The organism is Janthinobacterium sp. PLB04, from assembly GCF_021165895.1.
GTDB lineage: Bacteria > Pseudomonadota > Gammaproteobacteria > Burkholderiales > Burkholderiaceae_D > Janthinobacterium > Janthinobacterium lividum.
In genome coordinates this window covers 339,676-361,230 of sequence record NZ_CP088968.1, presented here as the reverse complement: position 1 = coordinate 361,230, position 21,555 = coordinate 339,676, and the positions used below count along the sequence as shown (strand labels likewise).

Annotated in this window: 17 protein-coding genes; 5 read left to right on the top strand and 12 right to left on the bottom strand. The window is 59.9% G+C overall.

The features are described from left to right. Positions 1–145: 145 nt before the first annotated feature. The 4 genes from LSO07_RS01420 to LSO07_RS01405 all read right to left on the bottom strand — a co-directional run bounded on the left by LSO07_RS01420 (position 146) and on the right by LSO07_RS01405 (position 4,706). Positions 146–1,354 carry an ABC transporter substrate-binding protein gene (locus LSO07_RS01420; RefSeq protein WP_092609614.1) on the bottom strand — a complete coding sequence of 403 codons (1,209 nt, stop codon included), beginning with the start codon at positions 1,352–1,354 and terminating at the stop codon, positions 146–148. An 84-nt stretch (positions 1,355–1,438) separates the two neighbouring features. Continuing rightward, entirely contained in the window at positions 1,439–2,167 is a 729-nt protein-coding gene (locus tag LSO07_RS01415) for an ABC transporter ATP-binding protein (RefSeq protein WP_034783852.1), read from the bottom strand. Beyond that, a complete protein-coding gene (locus LSO07_RS01410; protein WP_070279921.1) occupies positions 2,167–2,937 on the bottom strand; it encodes an ABC transporter ATP-binding protein in 771 nt (256 codons plus the stop codon). The genes LSO07_RS01415 and LSO07_RS01410 overlap by 1 nt, the downstream gene beginning before the upstream one ends. 143 nt (positions 2,938–3,080) lie before the next feature. Continuing rightward, a complete protein-coding gene (locus tag LSO07_RS01405) occupies positions 3,081–4,706 on the bottom strand; it encodes a GMC family oxidoreductase (protein WP_151091983.1) in 1,626 nt (541 codons plus the stop codon). 1,474 nt (positions 4,707–6,180) lie between these two features. Between LSO07_RS01405 and LSO07_RS01400 the strand changes: the two genes are divergently transcribed. Further along, entirely contained in the window at positions 6,181–6,939 is a 759-nt protein-coding gene (locus LSO07_RS01400; RefSeq protein WP_191909623.1) for a 5'-methylthioadenosine/adenosylhomocysteine nucleosidase, read from the top strand. Positions 6,940–7,103: 164 nt separating this feature from the next. Here LSO07_RS01400 and putA read toward each other — a convergent pair whose 3' ends face one another. Then, positions 7,104–10,757, bottom strand: coding sequence for a trifunctional transcriptional regulator/proline dehydrogenase/L-glutamate gamma-semialdehyde dehydrogenase (gene putA / locus LSO07_RS01395; RefSeq protein ID WP_151091979.1), 3,654 nt, complete (start codon positions 10,755–10,757; stop codon positions 7,104–7,106). Between the two features lie 206 nt (positions 10,758–10,963). Between putA and LSO07_RS01390 the strand changes: the two genes are divergently transcribed. Together LSO07_RS01390 and LSO07_RS01385 are read left to right on the top strand one after the other, a co-directional pair. Continuing rightward, the gene (locus LSO07_RS01390; RefSeq protein WP_010393827.1) at positions 10,964–11,419 is read left to right on the top strand and encodes an Lrp/AsnC ligand binding domain-containing protein; all 456 of its coding nucleotides are present in this window, start codon (positions 10,964–10,966) and stop codon (positions 11,417–11,419) included. A gap of 204 nt (positions 11,420–11,623) precedes the next feature. Continuing rightward, positions 11,624–13,183: a methyl-accepting chemotaxis protein gene (locus LSO07_RS01385; protein ID WP_151091977.1), complete on the top strand. Its 1,560-nt coding sequence runs from the start codon at positions 11,624–11,626 to the stop codon at positions 13,181–13,183. Positions 13,184–13,231: 48 nt separating this feature from the next. Here LSO07_RS01385 and LSO07_RS01380 read toward each other — a convergent pair whose 3' ends face one another. Beyond that, positions 13,232–14,212 (bottom strand): LysR family transcriptional regulator, encoded by a 981-nt coding sequence (locus tag LSO07_RS01380; protein WP_034752642.1) that lies wholly within the window; start codon positions 14,210–14,212, stop codon positions 13,232–13,234. A 192-nt stretch (positions 14,213–14,404) separates the two neighbouring features. Here LSO07_RS01380 and LSO07_RS01375 point away from each other — a divergent pair, with 192 nt between their 5' ends. Beyond that, on the top strand, positions 14,405–14,710 hold the full coding sequence (locus LSO07_RS01375) for a hypothetical protein (protein WP_034783860.1): 306 nt from the start codon (positions 14,405–14,407) through the stop codon (positions 14,708–14,710). A 72-nt stretch (positions 14,711–14,782) separates the two neighbouring features. Here LSO07_RS01375 and LSO07_RS01370 read toward each other — a convergent pair whose 3' ends face one another. The 5 genes from LSO07_RS01370 to LSO07_RS01350 form a co-directional block, all read right to left on the bottom strand. Further along, entirely contained in the window at positions 14,783–15,379 is a 597-nt protein-coding gene (locus LSO07_RS01370) for a chalcone isomerase family protein (protein ID WP_151091975.1), read from the bottom strand. Between the two features lie 112 nt (positions 15,380–15,491). After that, complete coding sequence (locus tag LSO07_RS01365) at positions 15,492–15,758, bottom strand: YfhL family 4Fe-4S dicluster ferredoxin (RefSeq protein WP_034752637.1); 267 nt, start codon at positions 15,756–15,758, stop codon at positions 15,492–15,494. Between the two features lie 14 nt (positions 15,759–15,772). Continuing rightward, the gene (gene coaD / locus LSO07_RS01360) at positions 15,773–16,270 is read right to left on the bottom strand and encodes a pantetheine-phosphate adenylyltransferase (RefSeq protein ID WP_034752633.1); all 498 of its coding nucleotides are present in this window, start codon (positions 16,268–16,270) and stop codon (positions 15,773–15,775) included. 112 nt (positions 16,271–16,382) lie between these two features. Then, positions 16,383–17,042, bottom strand: a complete 660-nt coding sequence (gene rsmD, locus LSO07_RS01355) for a 16S rRNA (guanine(966)-N(2))-methyltransferase RsmD (protein ID WP_099389704.1) — start codon at positions 17,040–17,042, stop codon at positions 16,383–16,385. Between the two features lie 70 nt (positions 17,043–17,112). Next, complete coding sequence (locus LSO07_RS01350) at positions 17,113–18,018, bottom strand: DUF6279 family lipoprotein (protein WP_180278492.1); 906 nt, start codon at positions 18,016–18,018, stop codon at positions 17,113–17,115. 25 nt (positions 18,019–18,043) lie between these two features. On the opposite strand from LSO07_RS01350, the gene glmU reads away from it, so the two are divergent. Beyond that, positions 18,044–19,420, top strand: coding sequence for a bifunctional UDP-N-acetylglucosamine diphosphorylase/glucosamine-1-phosphate N-acetyltransferase GlmU (gene glmU / locus LSO07_RS01345; RefSeq protein WP_099395533.1), 1,377 nt, complete (start codon positions 18,044–18,046; stop codon positions 19,418–19,420). Between the two features lie 433 nt (positions 19,421–19,853). Here the strand turns inward: glmU and LSO07_RS01340 are convergent, their stop codons facing one another. Further along, on the bottom strand, positions 19,854–21,554 hold the full coding sequence (locus LSO07_RS01340; protein WP_151091973.1) for a ShlB/FhaC/HecB family hemolysin secretion/activation protein: 1,701 nt from the start codon (positions 21,552–21,554) through the stop codon (positions 19,854–19,856). Between the last annotated feature and the right edge of the window lies 1 nt (position 21,555).

Genomic DNA, 21,555 nt, shown 5'->3' with positions numbered 1-21,555 from the left:
AAAAGCACCGCCGGACGACGGTGTGGTATCAAGGGAAACACGCCGCCGCAAACGGGTGCGGCGGCGCAAGGCGTACCCTGCGGGCGAAGCGTGCAGGACAGAGCGCCCGCGCAGCGGCGGGTACTCTGTGGAGGTTGCTACAGCGTTACTTCCACAACGAACACTTCGACTCGGCCTTGGTCACATACGCTTGCGCACCGGGCACGGTGGCGACCACCTTGTAGTAATCCCATGGATACTTCGACTCGGATGGCTTCTTGACTTCCATCAAATACATATCGTGCACCATGCGGCCATCGGGACGCACTTCGCCATTCTGGGTAAACATGTCGTTGATCTTGGTCTTTTTCAGGTAAGCCATGACTTTCTCGGTGTCATCCGTCCCAAGCGCCTTGACGGCTTTCAGGTAGTTCGCCGCGGCCGAATAGTCGGCCGCCTGCAGCATCGACGGCTCTTTCTTCATCTTGGCGAAATAGCGTTTCGACCAGGCGCGCGTGTCCGCATTCAAGTCCCAGTACCAGCCATCCGTCAGGTACATGCCTTGCGTCAGGTTCAGGCCCAGCGAATGGATGTCATTGATGAAGATCAGCAAGCCGGCCAGTTTCATCGATTTCGTCAGGCCGAACTCGTTGGCCGCCTTGATGCTGTTGATGGCGTCGCCGCCCGCATTGGCCAGACCGAGGATTTGCGGCTTGGACGATTGCGCCTGCAGCAGGAAGGAAGAGAAATCCGAAGCGCCCAGCGGATGCTTGACGCTGCCCAGCACCTTGCCGCCGGCCGCCTTGACGACCTCGGCCGTGTCTTTTTCCAGCGAATGGCCAAACGCGTAGTCGGCCGTCATGAAGTACCAGTTCTTGCCGCCCTGCTTGACGATGGTGCCGCCCGTACCGCGCGCCAGCGCCACCGTGTCGTAGGCGTAGTGCACGGTGTAAGGCGTGCACTCTTCATTCGTCAGGCGCGAGGAACCGGCGCCGATGGCAATGAAGATTTTTTTCTTTTCCGCCGCGACCTTGGCCATGGCCAGGCTGGCGCCGGAATTGGTGCCGCCGATCAGCATGTCGACGCCCTGCTGGTCGAACCATTCGCGCGCCTTCGAGGCGGCGATGTCGGCCTTGTTTTGATGGTCGGCAGAAATGAATTCCACCTTTTTGCCGGCCAGCACGACGCCGGCATCGGCGATCGCCATCTTGATGGCTTCCGCGCCGCCGAGGCCGTCGACGTCGGAGTACACGCCCGACATGTCGGAAATAAAACCGATCTTGATCGTGTCGCCCGATACCTGGGCGTGCGCGGCGGCGGAAAAGCCCAGGGCGCAAAGAGTGGCGGTGGCAATGGCGATAGCGTTACGTTTCATAGTGTCTCCGTTGGGATTATTGTTTGCTATTCAGTCGATTGCTGGACGATAACGCGTACCAGATGTACGCGTACTACATGGGGACTACACGCCAAGCAGCTCGGTCAATACCGGCATCTTGGCCTCCAGTTCGGATGCAGCAAAAGTCTCGACGATCTGACCGTGCTCCATCACATAAAACCGGTCCGCCAGTGGCGCGGCAAACCGGAAATTCTGTTCCACCATGACAATGGTGTAGCCCTTCGCTTTCAGGGTGGTGATCATGCGCGCCAGCCCTTGCACGATGACGGGCGCCAGGCCTTCGGAAATTTCATCGAGCAGCAGCAGGCGCGCGCCCGTGCGCAGGATGCGCGCCACGGCCAGCATCTGCTGTTCCCCGCCAGACAGGCGCGTGCCCTGGCTATGGCGGCGTTCCTGCAAGTTCGGGAACATGGCGTAGATTTCTTCCACCGACATGCCCTTCTCGCCGCTGGCCAGGGTCGGCGGCAGCAGCAGGTTTTCCTCCGTCGACAGCGAGGAAAAAATGCCGCGCTCTTCGGGACAATACCCGATGCCCAGGTGGGCGATTTTGTGCGTGGCCAAACCTATCGCTTCGACACCGTTGACCTTGATCGAGCCCGTGCGCGCCCCCGTCAGCCCCATGATGGCGCGCAAGGTGGTGGTGCGGCCAGCGCCGTTGCGGCCCAGCAAAGTCACCACTTCACCCTGCTCCACTTTCAGGTTCACGTCATGCAGGATGTGCGATTCGCCATACCAGGTGTGCAGCTGTGCAATTTCCAACGCGGGTGCGCCGCGATTCGCTTGTGTCGCCATCAATGCGCCCCTTCCAGTTCCGCGTGGGTGGTGCCCATGTACGCTTCCATCACGTGCGGATTGCGCGACACTTCCGCGTAACTGCCTTCGGCCAGCATGGCGCCGCGCTGCAGGACGGAAATCTTGTCGCAGATGCCCGAGACCACGCTCATATTGTGTTCCACCATCAGAATCGTGCGGCCAGCCGACACCTTTTTGATCAGTTCCGTCACGCGATGCACGTCTTCGTGGCCCATGCCCTGCGTCGGTTCGTCGAGCAGCATCATTTCCGGCTCCATCGCCAGGGTGGTGGCAATTTCCAGCGCCCGCTTGCGCCCGTACGGCATGTCAACCGTGATGGTGTCGGCAAATTCCGTCAGGTCGACCTCGGCCAGCAAGGCCATGGCGCGGTCGTTGAGCTGATTCAGGGAACGTTCGCTTTGCCAGAAGTGGAACGACGTGCCCAGCTGGCGCTGCAAGCCGATGCGCACATTTTGCAGCACCGACAAATGCGGGAAGACGGCGGAAATCTGGAAGGAACGGATCACGCCCATGCGCGCGATCTGGGCCGGTTTGGCGGCAGTGATATCTTTCCCATTGAACAGGATCTGTCCTGAAGTGGGGACCAGGAATTTGGTGAGCAAGTTAAAACACGTGGTCTTGCCGGCGCCGTTCGGACCGATCAAGGCGTGGATATGGCCCCGCTCTACCTTCAGGTTCACTTCGCTCACAGCGGTGAAACCCTTGAATTCCTTGGTCAAATTTCTTGTTTCCAAGATTACGTTTGACATCGTGTCTCCTAGTTGTACTTTTTGTACTACTTAGTCATTTTTATAATACACAACTTAAATTTAACGCACAATACAGTATAACTACGGGGATTTTGCGCCAGCCCGAATGGCGCAAACTCGCGCCTTTACTCAGCTATTTCCTGCTATTTCCAGGCCGCGTGTATCATTTGCGCCGCTTTTTCCGCGATCATCACGGTGGGCGAGTTCGTGTTACCAGAAGTAATGTAGGGCATGATCGATGCATCGACAACGCGCAAGCCAGCCACGCCGATCACGCGCAACTGGCTGTCGACCACGCTAGATCCATCGCTGGCCAGGCCCATGCGGCAAGTACCCACCGGGTGGAAGATGGTGGTACCGATCTGGCTGGCCGCCTGCGCCAGCTCTTCCTGGCTCTGGAATTGCACGCCGGGCTTGTATTCCTGCGGCGCAAACTTACTTAACGCCGGCGCGGCCACGATGGCCCGTGTCAGCCGCAAGGCGTCGGCCGCCACTGTGCGGTCCTGCTCCGTACTCAGGTAATTGGGCAAGATCTTCGGCGCCGCATAGCTGTCGGCCGAGGCGATCTGCACATGGCCGCGCGAAGTGGGCCGCAAATTGCAGACGCTGGCCGTAAACGCGGGAAACGCATGCAAGGGCTCGCCGAATTTGTCCAAGGAGAGCGGCTGCACGTGGTATTGCAGGTTCGGCGTGGCTTGCTGCGGATCGGACTTGGCGAACGCGCCCAGCTGCGATGGCGCCATCGACATGGGCCCGCTCTGGAACAGCGCATACTGCAAGCCGATCTGCATCTTGCCCAGCATATTGCCCGCCATGATGTTCAGGGTTTTCACGCCCTGGACTTTGAAGACCATGCGCAGCTGCAAATGGTCTTGCAGGTTGCCGCCCACGCCAGGCGCGTCCAGCACGGGCGCGATGCCATGCTGCTGCAGCAAGTTGGCCGGGCCGATGCCGGACAATTGCAGCAATTGCGGCGAACCGATAGCGCCCGCCGTGAGCAAGGTTTCCCGCCTGGCTGTCGCCTGCCACTGCGTGCCGCCGCCCGTAAATACAATGCCCGTGCAGCGCGGCCCCGACTCCGTCGTTTCCAACAGCAATCGTTCCACGTGGCAGCCCGTCATGATGGTCAGGTTCGGGCGGCGCGATGCCGGTTTCAGGAACGCTTTCGAGGTATTCCAGCGGATACCGCGGCGCTGGTTGACGTCGAAATATGCGCTGCCGCTATTGTCGCCGCCATTGAAATCGCTGGTTTTCGGGATGCCAACCTGCTGCGCCGCATCGCGGAACGCGTTCAGGATATCCCACGACAAGCGCTGTTTTTCCACGCGCCACTCGCCGCCGACGCCATGGTTTTCCGACGCGCCGCCGTAGTAATCCTCGCTTTGTTTAAAGAGCGGCAAGACCTTGTCCCAGCGCCAGGAAGCGTCGTCCGTCAAGTCGGCCCAGTGGTCGTAATCGCCGGCCTGGCCGCGCATATAGATCATGCCGTTGATGGAAGAGCTGCCGCCCAGCACCTTGCCGCGTGGATAGATCAGGCTGCGCCCGCCCAGGCCAGCGTCCGCCTGCGTGGAATACAGCCAGTCCGTGCGGGGATTGCCGATGCAATGCAGATAGCCAACGGGGATGTGGATCCACACGTAATCGTCCTTGCCGCCCGCTTCCACGAGTAAAACGTTGGCATCCTTGTCGCGTGTGAGCCGGTTGGCCAGCACGCAACCTGCCGTGCCGCCGCCCACGATGATGTAGTCGTATTCGCCTGCCGATTCCAATGAAGCTCCTTTCGGTATGCCATCAAGCTGTCGCGCGGCGTGTCTCCCCACCGCGATCCGCTACCAGAGTCTGTATTCGTTCATGCATGCATGGCTGCTGAGCCGCCTTGAGATTACCACCAGTGCCGGGCCAGGGCGACATTAATCGTGGCCAGCGATATGAGCGAGCGTCACGGCAAGCTCAAAAACAGGGTCATCAAGCTGTGGATAACCGTATGGATATCCACAGGTACGATATGTGCGTAAACGAAAATTTTTTTGGACGCCTTTTTTTTATCCCAAAACCATCCCAGGCAGATACACCCCTTACTCAGCGTTTATCCGCACGCCAAGCGATTGTTTACAAGGATAAATCGGGACTTATCCACAGAAGATGTGCCCGTTAACTACTATTACTATTCTTGTATACGAACTTGTTAAGGTAAACCCGACAACGCGCACTTTGCCTGCCCTTCGTCTTTGAAAGGGTTCGCAAGCTTGTCTTCAAAAAAAAAGCCGACGAGCGGCTTTGCTGACAAAAAAATTCGAGCCAACAACTGCGCGACGAAAACCGGTGTGGCCAACATCACGCGCACAGCACTGCCAAACCGTTTTGCAAAATGGGAACGTCAACAGGCTTGAGCGGGCACAGTGCCAGCAAGCGGTTCGATATGAAAAAGAGGGGGAATTTGAGACGATTGTGGATAAGTCACTTGATATCCACAGGATGACTTGTGAGTAAACACGAAGTTATGCGCAGGCCCGCATTTTATACAATTTTGCTCCTCGCGTGATACAGCGATTATGCACGCTTTATTTTGCGCGTAAACGATTGATCCTGTTGAAAAAAAGCGACTTATCCACAGAAAAAAACGCGTTTACTATTACTACTATTTTTATATATAGATCTATTGTAAACCGATAAAAAAAGCAGAAGTCCGGGGATATTTCCCAAAAGCATGCAAAAAACGTCAAAAAAAAAGCCAACGACGACATCACGACCCACTACCAAACCGTCTTCCAGGAATCACCTGGATACGAAGGTCTGTGAAAGAACAACGTTCGTGGTTGCTCAACCTGGATTGCCAGGCAAGGATCAAGGCAGACGAAGCACGTCAACCATGCCACTACAGCAAGAAAAACCATGATTTTTGCTTGCTGCTGTGGATAAGTGCCTGCATATCCACAGGATGAGATGTGGGAAAAGTCGATCTTTGTCCACAGCCCGATTTTTATCCCAAACAAGTCCTTGCTGGATACAATGCTTGTGCGCCTACTTTTTTGAGCGCCAAGTTGATGATTCTTATACGGTATACCGACTTATCCACAAAAAAATGGCCGTTTACTATCACTACTATTTTTATGTATACATCTTTATTTAAAACACAGAGACAAACGCGCACGGTGGAAAAGTCGCCGAAATAGCTGTTTTCACCGTGTAAACCGTTTTGCAATCCCAAAAACCTGTAAAAACAGCATGAATTCACACAAAAAAATGCGTTTAGGCATCATCAGTGCCTTGCACGAAGAACAGCAGGGGCTCGTAGAAGCCATGCAAGGCCCCCAGAGGCGTTCACACGGCATGCGCGACTACACCCTGGGAACCCTGTGGAATATCGACGCTGTGTGCGTCCTGTCGCGTTTGGGCAAGGTTGCCGCTGCCATGACAGCTTCTATCCTTGTGGAAAAGTACGGAGTTACCCACATCGTCTTCACCGGCGTGGCCGGCAGTGGGGATAAACGCGTGAAAGTGGGTGATATCGTGGTGGCCGAAGCGCTGCTGCAGCACGATATGGACGCCCGTCCCCTGTTTCCCCGCTTCGAAGTGCCGCTGACAGGCTTGCAGCGTTTTGCCACGGACCTGGATTTGAGCACGCAACTGGCTGGTGCAGCCGAAGATTTCTTGCGTGACGATGTCTCCAGCGTGCTCAAGGCAGCGCATATCGTGGAATTTGGCTTGCAGCACCCACAGGTCCACCGCGGCCTGATCGCCAGCGGTGACCAGTTCATCAGCAGCGCCGCGCATGTGAACCAGCTGAAAGAAGATATCCCCGACCTGCTGGCTGTCGAAATGGAAGGCGCCGCCGTGGCGCAAGTGTGTTTTGAACTGGGCGTGCCGTTTACGGTCATGCGCACCATTTCCGACAATGCCAACGAAGAGGCGGCAGTCGACTTCATGCGTTTTGTGCAGACCGTCGCCTCGCCGTATGCGTTGACGGTGATCCAGCAATTGTGCCAGCGCCTGGCTGGTTGATTTTTCAGCTAGCGTGCATAAAAAAAGGGCAGAACCACTGGTTCTGCCCTTCTTATTTCAATAAAGGAGCCTGAAAAATGTTCAGGGCTAGGCGCCTTGCCGCAGGCAGTACGAATGTACGGCCAGGCAAGGCAACAACGCCATGGACTTTTTCTCGGGTTCCTTTAGACGCTGAGCATCATCAGGCTGGCGTTACCACCTGCTGCCGTCGTATTCACGCACAGCGCCCGCTCAGCGACCAGGCGCCACAGGGGGATGACGCCCTCCTGCGTGGTGGCGATGGTGGCCACCAGGGCCCCTTCCCGTGCCGCCAGCAGCGGTTTGAGCTGGCCATCGAGGCTAGGTTCGATCATGGCGATCTGGAAATCATGCTGGACCGACTCCAGGCTGGTGACGACCTGGATGCGGTCCTTCAGGGCCGGCGGCAAGTCGCCAGGGATCAGATCCAGCGCTTGCGCCAGCACGAGGGCCTGGTTACCGGTGGCCAAGACTGCTGCCAGCTGGTTCATCAGCGTGCCGGAGGTGGCGGCCGCGCACAAAATCGTGCCGCGCGCGGCAAAGCTCAGCGTATTGCGCTCGCCGGTCGGGCCTGGCAAGACGGTGGTGCTGCCCAGCAAGGTGGTGCGCGCATAGTCCTGTGCCAGTTGCTCGACCTTGTCGTGGCCATGCATCTTCGCCCACACGGTCAGCGCATCTAGGGCCGGTGGCGCCTGGCGCTGGTGTTGCGCGCCGGCTGGCGCATTGCGCTGCAGGCGTTTCAGGTACAGGGGGCCACCGGCTTTCGGTCCCGTGCCCGATTTGCCTTCGCCGCCGAACGGTTGCACGCCGACGACGGCGCCGACGATATTGCGGTTCACATAAATATTGCCCACATGCGCGCGCTTGGTGATGAAATCGATGGTTTCATCGATGCGCGTATGGATGCCCAGGGTCAAACCGTAACCGCTGTCGTTGATCGATTGCACCAGTTGCGGCAAGTCGGCCCGCTTGTAGCGGATCACATGCAGCACGGGGCCGAAGACTTCCTGCGTCAATTGCGCCAGCGACTTGATTTCCAGCACGGTCGGGGCGACAAACGTGCCTTTGACGGTCGGCAAATCGAGCGAATAATGGTCGATGGCCATGGTTTTCATCTTGTTGATGTGCGCCAGCAGATTGCCTTGCGCTTCCGCATCGATGACGGGACCGATATCGGTCGCCAGGCGGTCAGGATTGCCAACGCGCAATTCCTGCATGGCGCCCTTGAGCATATGGATGGTCTTGTCGGCAATTTCCGTTTGCAGGAACAGCACGCGCAAGGCCGAGCAGCGCTGGCCAGCGCTGTCGAAAGCAGACGACATCACGTCCTGCACCACTTGCTCCGGCAAGGCGGACGAATCGACGATCAGGGCGTTCTGACCACCCGTTTCGGCGATCAGGGGGATGTCGATGCCTTCGGCCACGGCGCGGGCGGCCAGGTTGCGGTTGATCAATTGCGCCACTTCCGTCGAACCCGTGAAAATCACGCCTTTCACGCGCGCGTCATTGCACAGGCCGGCGCCGACGATCTCGCCGCTGCCGGGCAAGAATTGCAGCGCGCCCCGTGGCACGCCCGCCGCATGCAGCAATTGCACGGCGCGGTGGGCGATCAGCGGCGTCTGCTCGGCCGGCTTGGCCAGCACCACGTTGCCTGCGGCCAGGGCGGCGGCCAGCTGGCCCGTAAAGATGGCCAGCGGGAAGTTCCACGGACTGATGCAGGTGACGGGACCGAGCGCCAGGGTATTCGGCGCGTGTTCCACCTGCGCCGCGTAGTAGCGCAGGAAGTCGACGGCTTCGCGGATCTCCGCGATCGCATTCGGCAGGGACTTGCCCGCTTCGCGCACGGCCAGGGCCATCAGCTCGATGTGGTGTTCTTCGAACAGGTCGGCCGCGCGCTGCAAAGCTTGCGCGCGGATCGACGGCTCTGTCGTTTGCCAATCCATGGCATACGCGCTGGCGCTGGCCAGGGCCGTTTCCACGTCGGCCGGACCGGCTTCCATGACCTTGCCCACGACATCGTCATGCTGGGCCGGGTTGTGCAGCATGTGCGTGGGGCCATTCAGGCTGACGGCGCCATCGATCAGCGGCGCAGCCTGCCATGACTGTTGCTGCGCCAAGCCGGTGGCCAGGGTACGCAAGGTGTCTTCATTCGACAGGTCCAGGCCGGCCGAGTTCTTGCGTTCACTGCCAAACATGTCCAGCGGCAGCGGAATCGACGGGTGTGGCAAGCCGCCCTGCAGGCGCGCCTGTTCCAGGGGATCGCGGATCAGGCTATCGATGGCCACGTTTTCGTCGACGATCTGGTTGACGAACGACGAGTTGGCGCCGTTTTCCAGCAGGCGGCGCACCAGGTAGGCCAGCAGGGTTTCATGCGAACCGACGGGCGCGTAGATGCGGCACGGCTTGTCCAGATTGTCGGGGCCGACGACCTGGTCGTACAGGGTCTCTCCCATGCCGTGCAGGCACTGGAATTCATAGTCGGTAATGCCGTCGCGTTTCGCCCAGGTATAAATGGTCGACAGGGTTTGCGCGTTGTGGGTGGCAAATTGTGGATAGATCAGGCTGCTGGCGGCCAGCAGTTTTTGCGCACACACGAGGTAAGAGACGTCCGTGTAGACCTTGCGCGTGTAGACGGGATAGCCTTCCTGGCCATCGACTTGCGCGCGTTTGATTTCCGCATCCCAATACGCACCCTTCACCAGGCGCACCATGAACTTGCGGCCGCTGCGGTGCGCCAGGTCGATCAGGTAATCGATGGCGAACGGGCAGCGTTTCTGATACGCCTGCACCACATAGCCGATGCCGTCGAAGCCGGCCAAATCGGTATCAAAGGCAAGTGCTTCCATCAGGTCGAGCGACAGTTCCAGGCGGTCCGTTTCTTCCGCATCGATGTTGAAGCCGATGTTGTACTGTTTTGCCAGCAACAGCAACGCTTTGACTTTTGGCAGCAATTCTTCCATGACACGGGCACGCTGGGCGCGGCTGTAGCGCGCGTGCAGGGCCGACAGTTTCACGGAAATGCCGGGGCCGTTCTTGATGCCGCGCCCGTTCGACGCCTTGCCGATGGCATGGATCGCCGTTTCGTACGAGGCGTAGTAGCTGGCCGCGTCCTGCTGCGTCAGGGCCGCCTCGCCCAACATGTCGTACGAGTAACGGTAGCCGCGCGTTTCATTCTCGCGGCTGTTCTTCAACGCTTCCTCGATGGTCTGGCCCGTCACGAACTGGTTGCCCAGCATGCGCATGGCCAGGTCGACGCCCTTGCGGATCAGCGGTTCGCCGCCTTTGGCGATGAGCTTGCTCATGGCCGAACCGAGGCCCGATTCGCTGCTGGTGCTGACCAGTTTGCCCGTAATCAGCAAGCCCCAGGTGGCGGCATTGACGAACAGCGATGGCGATTCACCCAAGTGCTTCTTCCAGTCGCCCTTGCTGATTTTGTCGGCGATCAGGCGATCGGCCGTTTGACTGTCGGGTATACGCAACAGCGCTTCAGCCAGACACATCAATGCAACACCTTCTTCCGACGATAGCGAGAACTCGTGCATCAGTGCATCGACGCCCGATGCGCGTGTGCGTTTTTGGCGCACGTTCGAGACCAGGCCGTGCGCCAGCGCTTGTCCTTCGGCTGTCGTTTCGGTGCTGCTGGGGCGCACTTGTTGCAACAGCCACTGCACGGCGGAAACCTCATCGCGCCTATAGGCGGAGGTGATGGCAGCGCGTTGTGGTGTCGCTTCGGGCAGGATTTCTGCCTGGAACGCAGCAAAAGGAATCGGGGTAAAAGCCGAGGGGCCTGCAGGGTGCATAAGTGCTCTTTACAAGGAAAAAGGGACGAAAACTGACGTAATTCTTGCTCTTTTTTGGTGCAAAAAAATACAGAAAGTCGGACGTTAAGATGATTCGATTGTAAAGGGGATTCTTATGGATTAATTCTGGTAATACAGGGGACTAGCAATAGATAGTTTTTGATGCGACAATTTAACCAAATAATATTAATTTGGGGGTGATAGGAATGCTGGACAAGATCAGTAAGAAAATCTTGATGGAATTGCAGAGCGATGGACGCATCAGCAATGTGGAGCTGGCCGCGCGCGTGAACCTGTCGCCGGCGGCCTGCCTGGAGCGCGTGCGCAAGTTGCACGAATCCGGTTACATCATGGGCTATACGGCCCAGTTGAACCCGCAGCTGCTCGACGTGTCGCTGCTGGTATTCATCGAAGTCGTGCTCGATCGCACGACACCGGAAGTGTTCGATGCCTTCAAGCATAGCGTACAAATCATTCCAGAGGTACTGGAATGTCATATGGTGGCCGGCGGTTTCGATTACCTGGTCAAGGCGCGCGTCAAGGATATGGCCGCCTACCGCGAATTCCTGGGCAAGACGCTGTTGCAGAAAGGTGTGCGGGAAACCCACACTTATGCCGTCATGGAAGAGGTCAAAAACACCACCAAATTGCCAATTAAGTGACCTTGGTGTAGCCGCCCTACTTTTCTGATTGAGCTATCGGAACAAATGTTGTAGGGTAGAACTACAATTCTGCTACCCGGTAGCCGCCTGAAACGCCGCGCAGACGTTACGTTCAGGGTGCAAGGTGGGCAATCGTGCCCACCCGCATACGGTTACGGCACGTCCCCTCAACGGGACGTGACGGGTTCGCGCAGCGGGGGACAAATGAAGCAGTTGCAGCATCAGCTGGTGCGTTTCTTTGTATTCACGATCCTGGCCATGGCCGTGGCCTGTTGCCTGGCCTATCTGCTGCTGCTCTCGGGCGGCGACCATCCGTATCTGATCGCCTGCCTGGCCGCCGCCATCGGCGCCGCGCTGCTGGCGTTTGCCGGCCGTGCGCGCGGCGAGCCAGGCTTGCATCAGTTCGCCGATACGGTGGGCAACGCTATCGATGCCATCATGATCGGCGCGGCGGAAACCTCGTATTTTGTCGATTCCGTCAAACAGAAGGTGGAACTCGATGTGCGCACGGCCAGCGACATTGCCGACAGTTCCGTACAAAATGCCGCCATGACGGAAAAGATCGCCGCCAATGCGGAGCGGGCCGCCAAGGTGGCCGCCGGCGTGCGCGTGGAAAGCGTGGCGGCACGCGCCGAAGTGGACCAGGGCTTGCAGCGCATCAATAAGGCACGCGAAGAAGCGCAAGGCGCTTCCAGTACCATGCTGAGCTTGCAGGAAAAATCCAAACGCATCACAGGTTTCACGGAAGCCATTTCCGATATTTCCGCGCGCACCAACTTGCTGGCGCTGAACGCCGCCATCGAGGCGGCGCGTGCCGGCGAACATGGACGCGGTTTTGCCGTGGTGGCCGGGGAAGTGCGGCAACTGGCGCAGCGCACCAAGGAAGCCTCCGATGAAATCAGCGTGATGGTGCGCGAAATCAATGAACAGTCGGAAAAAGCTGCGCGTGGCATGAGTTCGCTGGCGGCCGGCGTCACGGAAGCGGCGCGCAATGTGGAAAGCGTGCATGCATCACTCAGCCATATCGAGGAATCGTCGGGCGTGTCGGAAGACGAGATCGGGCAAATCGCCCGCGCCTCGCGCGAACACGTCGACACGACGCAAGTGATCGCCGATGCCATCCTGCAAATCCGCGACAGCATGCTGTCGACGAACGCCGAATTGCCGCGCGCCACGCAGTCGGCCATGGCCCTGGCCGAGCGGGCCGAAGTGATCGCCGGCGCCCTCGGCGAATCGAGCGTGGCCACGCCGCACGACGAGATCCGCGAGGCGGCCCAGCGCGCCGCGCGCGACGTGGGCAAACTCTTCGAGCAAGCCATCGCGTCGGGGCGCATCACGCGCGAAGCCCTGTTCGACCGCCACTACCGGCCCATCCCGAATACCAATCCGCCCAAGCACAACACGAAGTTCGACGCGTTTACGGACAAAGTGCTGCCGGATGTGCAGGAAGGCGTGCTGGCCGCCCTGCCGCACCTGGCCTACGCGGGTGCCGTTGACAACAATGGATATTTCCCGACGCACAACAAGAAGTTTTCCCAGCCGCTGACGGGCGACTACGCCACGGATATCGTGAATAACCGCACCAAACGCATCTTCAGCGACCGCACGGGCAAGCGCTGCGGCAGCAACACCAGGGCGTTCCTGTTGCAGACCTATAAACGCGACACGGGCGAAGTCATGCACGATTTATCCGTGCCCATCCACGTCGATGGCAAGCACTGGGGCGGTTTCAGAATCGGTTACCGCTCCAGCAGTCACGCATAAAAAAACGCCTGATGTTTCATCAGGCGTTTTTTTGTGCCGGTAGAACACTTATTCAATATGCGGCTTGGGCGCCACGCCGCCGCCGGCTGCCGTGGCCGTGCGCAGGGTGGGCGTGTTCATGCTTTCCAGGTGGTTGCGCAGCCATTTGTGGGCGGGGCTGCGGGCGTCGCGCTCGTGCCACAGCATGTCCAGGTGGACGGCTGGCAGGGTCAATGGCAAATCCTTGTACAGCAGGGATTCCGTCATGCCTGTCGAGGCGATCAGGTGGCGCGGCAAGACCGTGATCAGGTCGGAATTGGCGACGACCCGCCCAGCGGTAAAGAACTGGTTGACCGTCAACAGGATGCGCCGTTCGCGGTGGATCTGCGACAGCGCCTCGTCGATCAAGCCATGCGCGCGGCCGGAAAAGCTCACCAATAAATGGTTCGCCGCGCAGTAGTTATCCAGGGTCAATTCCTTGTCGGCCAGCGGATGGCCGCGCCGCATCACGCACACATACTTGCCGGAATACAGGCGTTCATGGCGGATGGGCGAACCCGTTTCGCTCGACAGTTGCGCCGCCACGCCGGGAAAGAAGCCCACGGCCAGGTCGATGTCGCCGCGCAGCAGCATCGGGCGCGGTTCACGCGTGGTCAGCGGCATCATGCGCACGTTGACGCCGGGCGCTTCCCGTTCGATCGAGCGCATCAGCGAAGGCAGCCAGAACGCGGCCGTCGCATCGGCCATGGCCATGCGGAAGGTGGCGTGGGTTTTCGACACGTCGAAGGTTTCCGGCGTGACGGCCGCTTCCAGGCTGGCCAGGGCCGAGCGCACGGATGGCCACAGCGCTTCGGCGCGGGGCGTGGGTTTCACGCCGTACGCCGTGCGGATCAGCAATTCGTCACCGAGGCTCTCGCGCAGGCGTTTGATGGCGTTCGATACCGCCGGCTGCGTCATCGCCAGGTGGCCGGCTGCGCGCGTCAGGTTTTGTTCCGTCATGACGGCGTCGAAAACACGCAGCAAGTTCAGATCCAGCGTCAGAAAACTCATGGAAAGCCCAAGATAAAAGTTGAATTGATTACTTAAGAGTGTAAACCGCGCCGGGCACGAATATTTTCACTCGTAAAAAAATATTACAGTTTTCCATTCATGATTCATATAATTGGTATCAAGAAATGGAATTAGATTTATATGTTGCACTGCACTATAGTACTGGCAAATTCTATAATGCACTGGAACACTATGTCTACCTTCGCCTCCGCCCTGTACGCAGTATCCGCACCCGTGCTGGAGATTTCCCTGCTGAATGCCCTGCAACTCGTGCTGGTGATCGTGGCCGTGGGCGCCTTCGCCCTGCTGTTCAAGCCTTTGCTGGTGGGGATCGCCCGCGCCATGGTGCTGCTGGTGCGTCCCAAGCTGAGCCGCGAAGAGCGCCTGGCGCGCCAGCAGATGCGCGAAGCGCAAGCCTTGAAGCGCACCCTGGGCAAGATGGATGGCGTGTCGCCAAGCAATGCCGCCGAGCTGCGTGCCCTGTCGACGCGCGCCTGAGCGATCAACAGTTGCAGATGACAAGCCGGCGCGAGCCGGCTTTTTTACGCCCGCGTTTTCGTTCAGGCCGCTTCAGGCCATGTCGCCCAGCAAATGCGCGCGCAACAAGGTGTCGGCCGGGTGGGCGCCGATCCAGATTTTCAGCAGCGCATTATAGAAGGCCAGGTCCGGCACCATGTCGCCCACCTGCTTGCCGTTCAGCTTGCACAACGTGCCCTCTTCCGGCAGCCAGTCCACGGTGAGAATGTCGCCCTTTTTCAGGCCGGGCACCATTTCGAACATGGCGCCGAACTGCATCGTCTGGCTCAGCAGGCGCGTGCGGTCGGCCTGGTCGGAGCTGCGCTTCAAGCCCTGCATGAAGGCTTGCCCCAGCTCGTCCGAGGTGATGTCGCGCAGCATGACGATTTCCAGGCGGCGCGGTCCGGGCAGCGCCAGGATGTCGGCCAGCTGGGTTTTCTTTTCCGGCAGGTACAGCGCAATCGTGTAGACCTTGAAGATGACCTTGTAGCGCACGCCGGCGCCGTTGAGTTTCAACTCGCGGCTGGCCAGCTGCACCGTGTCGTCCAGCTTGACGCCGCCGATCTCGACGGCCAGCGCTGCTTGTGCCAGGGCGGTGCACAGGCCGACGGCAGCGAGGGAGCGGCCCAAACGTGATGTGCATATTTGCATCTTCTACCTCCGTGGAAACCATGGGCTGTGGATAAGTCAGCACACAGTGTAGAACAGTTGGCAGAAGCTGGCGCCACGCAGAAGTGGGCCAGAAGTGACGCGGGAGAAATGCTCAGGTTTTTGCGGCGGGGAGTTCCGCCTGCAGGCGTTCGTACTTGGCCATCAATTGCTCCGGGCTTTCGCGCCAGGCGGGATTGAAGGGGATGCAGCTGACGGGGCACACTTGCTGGCATTGCGGCTCATCAAAGTGGCCCACGCATTCGGTGCACTTGTTGGGATCGATTTCGTAGATTTCCGCGCCCATGTAGATCGCGTCATTCGGGCACTCGGGCTCGCAAATGTCGCAATTGATGCATTCGTCGGTGATCAGTAATGCCATGATTTCACTCTTACTTATTGCGATGATGCAGCGTTGGCGGCAATCTTGTTTTGCAGCCAGCGGTTCACCGAGGGGAAGACAAACTTGGAGACGTCGCCGCCCAGCGCCGCGATTTCGCGCACGATGGTGCCCGAAATGAATTGGTACTGGTCGGATGGCGTCAGGAACATGGTTTCGACATCGGGCAGCAGGTAGCGGTTCATGCCCGCCATCTGGAATTCGTATTCGAAGTCGGAGACGGCGCGCAAGCCGCGCACGATGACCCGCGCTTCATGCTTGCGCACGAAATCCTTGAGCAGGCCGGAAAAGCTTTCCACTTGCACATTTGGGTAATGGCCCAGCACTTCGTTGGCGATTTCCAGGCGTTCGTCGAGCGAGAAAAACGGCTGCTTGTTCTTGCTGTCGGCCACACCGACGATCAGCTTGTCAAACAGACCCGATGCGCGGCGCACCAAATCTTCATGACCGCGCGTGAGCGGATCGAATGTTCCTGGATAAACGGCTACAACCATTGCGGCTCCCTGACGATGCACCAATATAGACGCGCATTATGCCTGAAATTGGTGACCACCTTGGTGCTGCGCCTCGGGGCAGGGAGCCTTTTTGCCTCATTTATAGGCAGATTCAGGCAGTTGCCGGCACTTTGTTGTAAGTTAGCAAATGATAATAGACGGTGCCCGCCTTGTCGGCGCGGATGACTTCCCACGGCGCCATCCACTCCGGTTTTTCCAGTGCGCTGGCTGCATCGAAGACCAGCGGCAAGCCCGATTCCGCGTACACCATGCCGCCTTCCTTGAGCAGGTTGGCGCACAGTGGCAACACTTTCGCCAGGAAATCCTGCTGGTAGGGCGGATCGAGGAAGATCAGGTCGAAACGCTGGCCGCGCGATGCCAGGCCTTGCGCCGTCAGCAGGGCATCGCCGCGCAGCAGTTGCACGTTGTCGGCGCGCAATTTCACCTTGTTCTCTTCCAGCTGGCGGATCACGGGCGTATGCGTATCGACCATGGTGACGGCGGCGGCGCCGCGGCTGGCCGCTTCAAAACCCAGCGCGCCGCTGCCGGCGAACAGGTCCAGCACCTGGGCGTTGGCCCAGTCGCCGTCGCGCAAGTGATTGATCCAGTTGAACACGGTTTCGCGCACGCGGTCTGGCGTCGGGCGCAAGCCCAGTGCCTGTAAAACAGGCAGCACGGAACGCTTCCACTGGCCGCCGATGATGCGTACCTGGTTCGGTGGCGGCGCGTGATGGACGGGGACTTTGGCGGGTTTTTTTATTTTCTTTTGCATGGGGATTTCTTCAATTCGGTGGCGGCCACTATAGCATATGGCCCCCTCCCCCCCTGCTGGCGCTGCCGCTCTATTTGGGTTGCGTGGCCAGGGAATTAAAATCGTCGATCCAGCCCTGCATGCGCTTGACGGCATGGGCCTTTTGCGCCGGCGTAGCGATCTTGATCACCGTCAAAACCATCTGCGCCGTGCTGCTTTCGTAGGCATCGAAGAAGGCCTTGCGCTCCGAATGTTCCAGGCGCTCGAAACTGTCCTTGATCAGGGTCGTGATCAGGGCTGCGCTGGCTTCCTTGCCGAGTTTTTCCTGGTGGACTTTCTTGACCAGGTTCAACACATTCTGCTGGCGCCGCATGCGCTCGTCGAGCCAGATCTCATTGTTCAGCGGACGCGCGTCGGATGCCTTGCGGATGATGGCTTCCTGTTCGCTGCTGAAGCTGCCGAACCACAGTTCGAATTGCTCCATGGCTTTCTTGTAGCGCAGTTTCTGGCGCTTTTCCTGGTCGCCGCTCAGGTATTTCTTGCGGTAATCATCATTGTTCGACTTGAACTTCTTTTCCATCTGCGCGATCTGCTCGGGCTTGAGCGAGCGCGCCAGGTCGGCCAGCTCGGGCGCAGCTTTCAGCAGCAGCGCCTGGGTGCGCTGCTTGATCTCGCTGTAGTCCGCCATTAGGTCTGCCTGCGTGGTATTGCCTTGCAGCTGCTTCTGGCCCGTGCGCAGGATTTCCACGTAATCCTTCAATTGCGTCTTGCGGTGCCAGTCGAACAGCTTGTCGATATCGTCGCGCACCCAGCCCTTCTGGTCGCGGTCCAGGTCGACATACGCGTTCAGCCACCAGTACAGTACGGTATCGCCATTGTTGTAGGCCAGACGCAAGCCGCTGCAGCCGGCCATGACGACGAGCAGGATGGCCAGCAGGGCATAAGTAAAACGGCCAAAGGGCGTGGAAAACGGGGCCTGCGTGTTAAACTTTTTCATATTCTTAACTTATAAAAGACGGTCTATGAACGTTGTCATTCTCGCTGCCGGTATGGGCAAACGCATGCAGTCGGCACTGCCCAAGGTATTGCACCCGTTGGCGGGCAAGCCGCTGTTGTCGCACGTCATCGACACGGCGCGTGGCCTGGCGCCGTCCCGATTATGCGTGATTTACGGGCATGGGGGCGCAGCGGTGCTGAAGTTGCTCGAGGGCTACAAGGTGAACCATGGCGTGCAGATCGACGCCGCCGAGCAGGCGCAGCAACTGGGTACCGGTCATGCCGTGCAACAAGCGCTGCCTTTGCTCGATGACAGCGTGCCGACCCTGATCCTGTATGGCGACGTACCGCTGACCAGCGCCGTTTCCCTGCAGCAGTTGGTGCAGGCGGCCGGCCAGGACAAGCTGGCCATTCTGACTGTGGAACAGGACGATCCCTTTGGCCTGGGCCGCATCGTGCGCGAGCACGGTGCCATCGTGCGCATCGTCGAGGAAAAGGATGCCACGCCAGAAGAGCGTGCCATCAAGGAAATCAACAGCGGCATCATGGTCGCGCCCACCGTACAACTGAAACAATGGCTGTCGGCCTTGTCGAACGACAATGCCCAAGGGGAATACTATCTGACCGATATCGTTGCCCAGGCTGTCGCCGATGGCGTGGCCGTCACGTCGGCCCACCCGGCCGCCGTGTGGGAAGTGGCGGGCGTTAACAGCAAGGTGCAGCTGGCCCAGCTCGAACGCATCCACCAGAACAATATCGCGCAAGCGCTGCTGGAACGGGGCGTGACCCTGCTGGATCCGGCCCGCATCGACGTGCGCGGCGAACTGATTTGCGGCCGCGATGTCACCATCGATGTCGGCTGCGTGTTCGAAGGCAGAGTCGAACTGGGCGATGGCGTGCGCGTGGGCGCCAACAACGTCTTCATCAATGCCACGGTGGCCGCTGGCGCGCACATCAAGCCCTTCTGCCATATCGAGGACGCCGTCGTCGGCGCCGCTTCCATCATCGGCCCGTACGCGCGCCTGCGCCCGGGCACGGTCCTGGCGGAAGACGTGCACATCGGTAACTTCGTCGAAGTGAAAAACAGCCAGATCGCCGCGCACAGCAAGGCCAACCACCTGGCCTACATCGGCGACGCCACCATCGGCTCGAAGGTCAACATCGGCGCCGGCACGATCACCTGCAACTACGATGGCGTAAACAAGTTCCGCACGGTGATTGAAGACGATGCCTTCATTGGCAGCGACAGCCAGCTGATCGCGCCCGTCACCGTCGGCAAGGGCGCCACCCTGGGTGCCGGCACGACCTTGTCGAAAGATGCGCCGGCCGGCAAGCTGACCGTTTCGCGCGCGCGGCAAGTGACCATCGACGGCTGGACGCGTCCCGTGAAAATCAAGAAGTAAGCGGCGCAGTCAGCCTTTGCACACAGGCAGGCCGCCCGGCCTGCCTTTTTTGTATGTGGATAACTCTGTGGGCAAGCCATTGCACAAGTGGGGCATAAGCCTGTGCGCAAGCCTGCGCATAAGCTGTTGGCAAGTTTTTCAATCTGGCCCGCCATGCGCTTGTCGCTGCCTTTCCCGCTGATTCCAGCGGCTTGCCAGCGATGCAATCGCCTTTTTCGGCGTATTGTGGATAACTCTGTGCGTAAGTCTGCGGATAAGCGCTGGATAGCGTGGGTACAAGTGGGGATAACTGCATTTTCACCCCTCGCTCCCCGGATATTGCTGTGGGTAAACCTGTGGAAAAACCGTGCACAGACGGTGAATAGTTGGTGGGTAAGTCGTGCCTTGGATCAAGCAACAGCCGCAAGCCCGGCTTGCGGCTGTTGCTGCCGCATCAGAAGCGGCGATTCAGTTCGACCCACAGGCGGGCCGAACTGCGCGCCGCCAGCAGGACTGGCGTGCCGCCGATGGGCTTGGCGACGTATGCGCGGGCATTCCACTGCTGCCCGCCCGCCCAGTTCACGCCCAGTCCGGCGCCGTGCAGGCGCGCGCTGTTCGGGCCTGGCGTCCAGCGCTGCTGGTTGACCGTCACGCGCGCGCTGTCGACGAAGGCCACGGCTTGCCATTGTCCCGCTTCGCTGGCGCTGAGTTCATGCCGCCATTCCGCGCTGCCAAAATAGCCGAGGTCGCCAGCTGCCGCGCCCACGTCATAGGCGCGCACCGTGTACGGCCCGCCCACGCTCATCTTTTCGGACGAGTCGAGATTGCTGTCCGCCCACTGCCCGGCGACGGTCAGATACACGGCATTGCGCTGGTCCAGGTTTTGCAGGCGCGACAGGTTGACGTTCCATTTCGCGTAATTGCCATGGCTGCGTGCGCTGAACGCGTCGTTCAGGCGCGCCAGCGGGTCGGTGATGTCGAGCTTGCCGGCTGTCGCGGCCACGCTCCAGCTGGTGATGGCGCCGGCCAGGGCAGCATCGCGCACGTCGCCGCCGAGGGTCGCGCTCAAGTTGTCCAGGCGGCGGTCGCTGTGCATGGCGCTGGCGTCGATACGGTCGCGCAAGTGCACCTGATCATATTGCAGCTGGATGGACATGTTCGCATCGCGGCTGCGCAGCAGCGGATGGCGCAGCCAGCCACTGGCGACCTGGGCCGTGCCATGCGCTTCCAGCGGGCGCATGGCGCCTTGCAGGCGGTAGCGCAAGGCGGACATGGCGACCCCGGCGCGCGTGCCGGCGCCGTTCAGCAGCAGGTCATAGCCGAGACGCGCATACGACATGCCCTTGCCCGAGCTGAGCACGCTGGCGCTGGCCACGTCGCCCTGGTGCAGCGGGTTGTACAGGTTCATGGTGGCGCCAAGGCGGGCGCGGCCCGTGTAACGGTTGCCATTGTTGTCGAGGAAGGCAGCGCCAGCCATGCGCGGACCGGACCAGGCATCGACCAGCAGGTCGGAGCTGCCGACCTCGGTGCCGGGCTTGAGCGTGGCCGTAATGGCCACGTTCGGTATGTCGGACAGCAACAGCAAGCTGCGGTCGAGTTCCGCCTGGCTGATGGTCTGGCCCGCTTGCAGCGGCGCCAGCGTGGCATTCAGCAAGGCGTCGCTGACGTCGCTCTGGTTGGCGATGCCCACCTGGCCATAGCGCGCTTCGAGTACCTCGATGCGCACGATGCCCTGGCGGATGGTCTGGGCAGGCACGATGGCGCGCGCCAGCGGATAGCCATGGGCGCGGTAGTAGCTGGTGATGCGGGCCGCCAGTTCGCCCAGCTGCTCCAGGGACAGGGTCGTGCCGTGGGCGCTGGCGACGAGCGCCTGCAAGGTGGCCGTGTCGAACGCGCTATTGCCGCTGATGTCGATCTGCGTGACGAGAAATGGCACGCTGGCGGGCAGCGGCGCGCCCTCTTTCTGTTCGATGCGCAGCGCCGGCGCGCCGGGGGGCGCGTTGGCGGGCGTGGCCGGTTGCAACTGGCGCAGGATGGCGCCCGCGTCGGGCACGACCGGGGTGGTCTGGGCGGCGGCGCATGGCGCGAAGGCCAGCAGCAGCAGGGACAGCAACGGTTGTTGCAGCAGGTGTCGCGGAGTCGATGAATGAGTCATG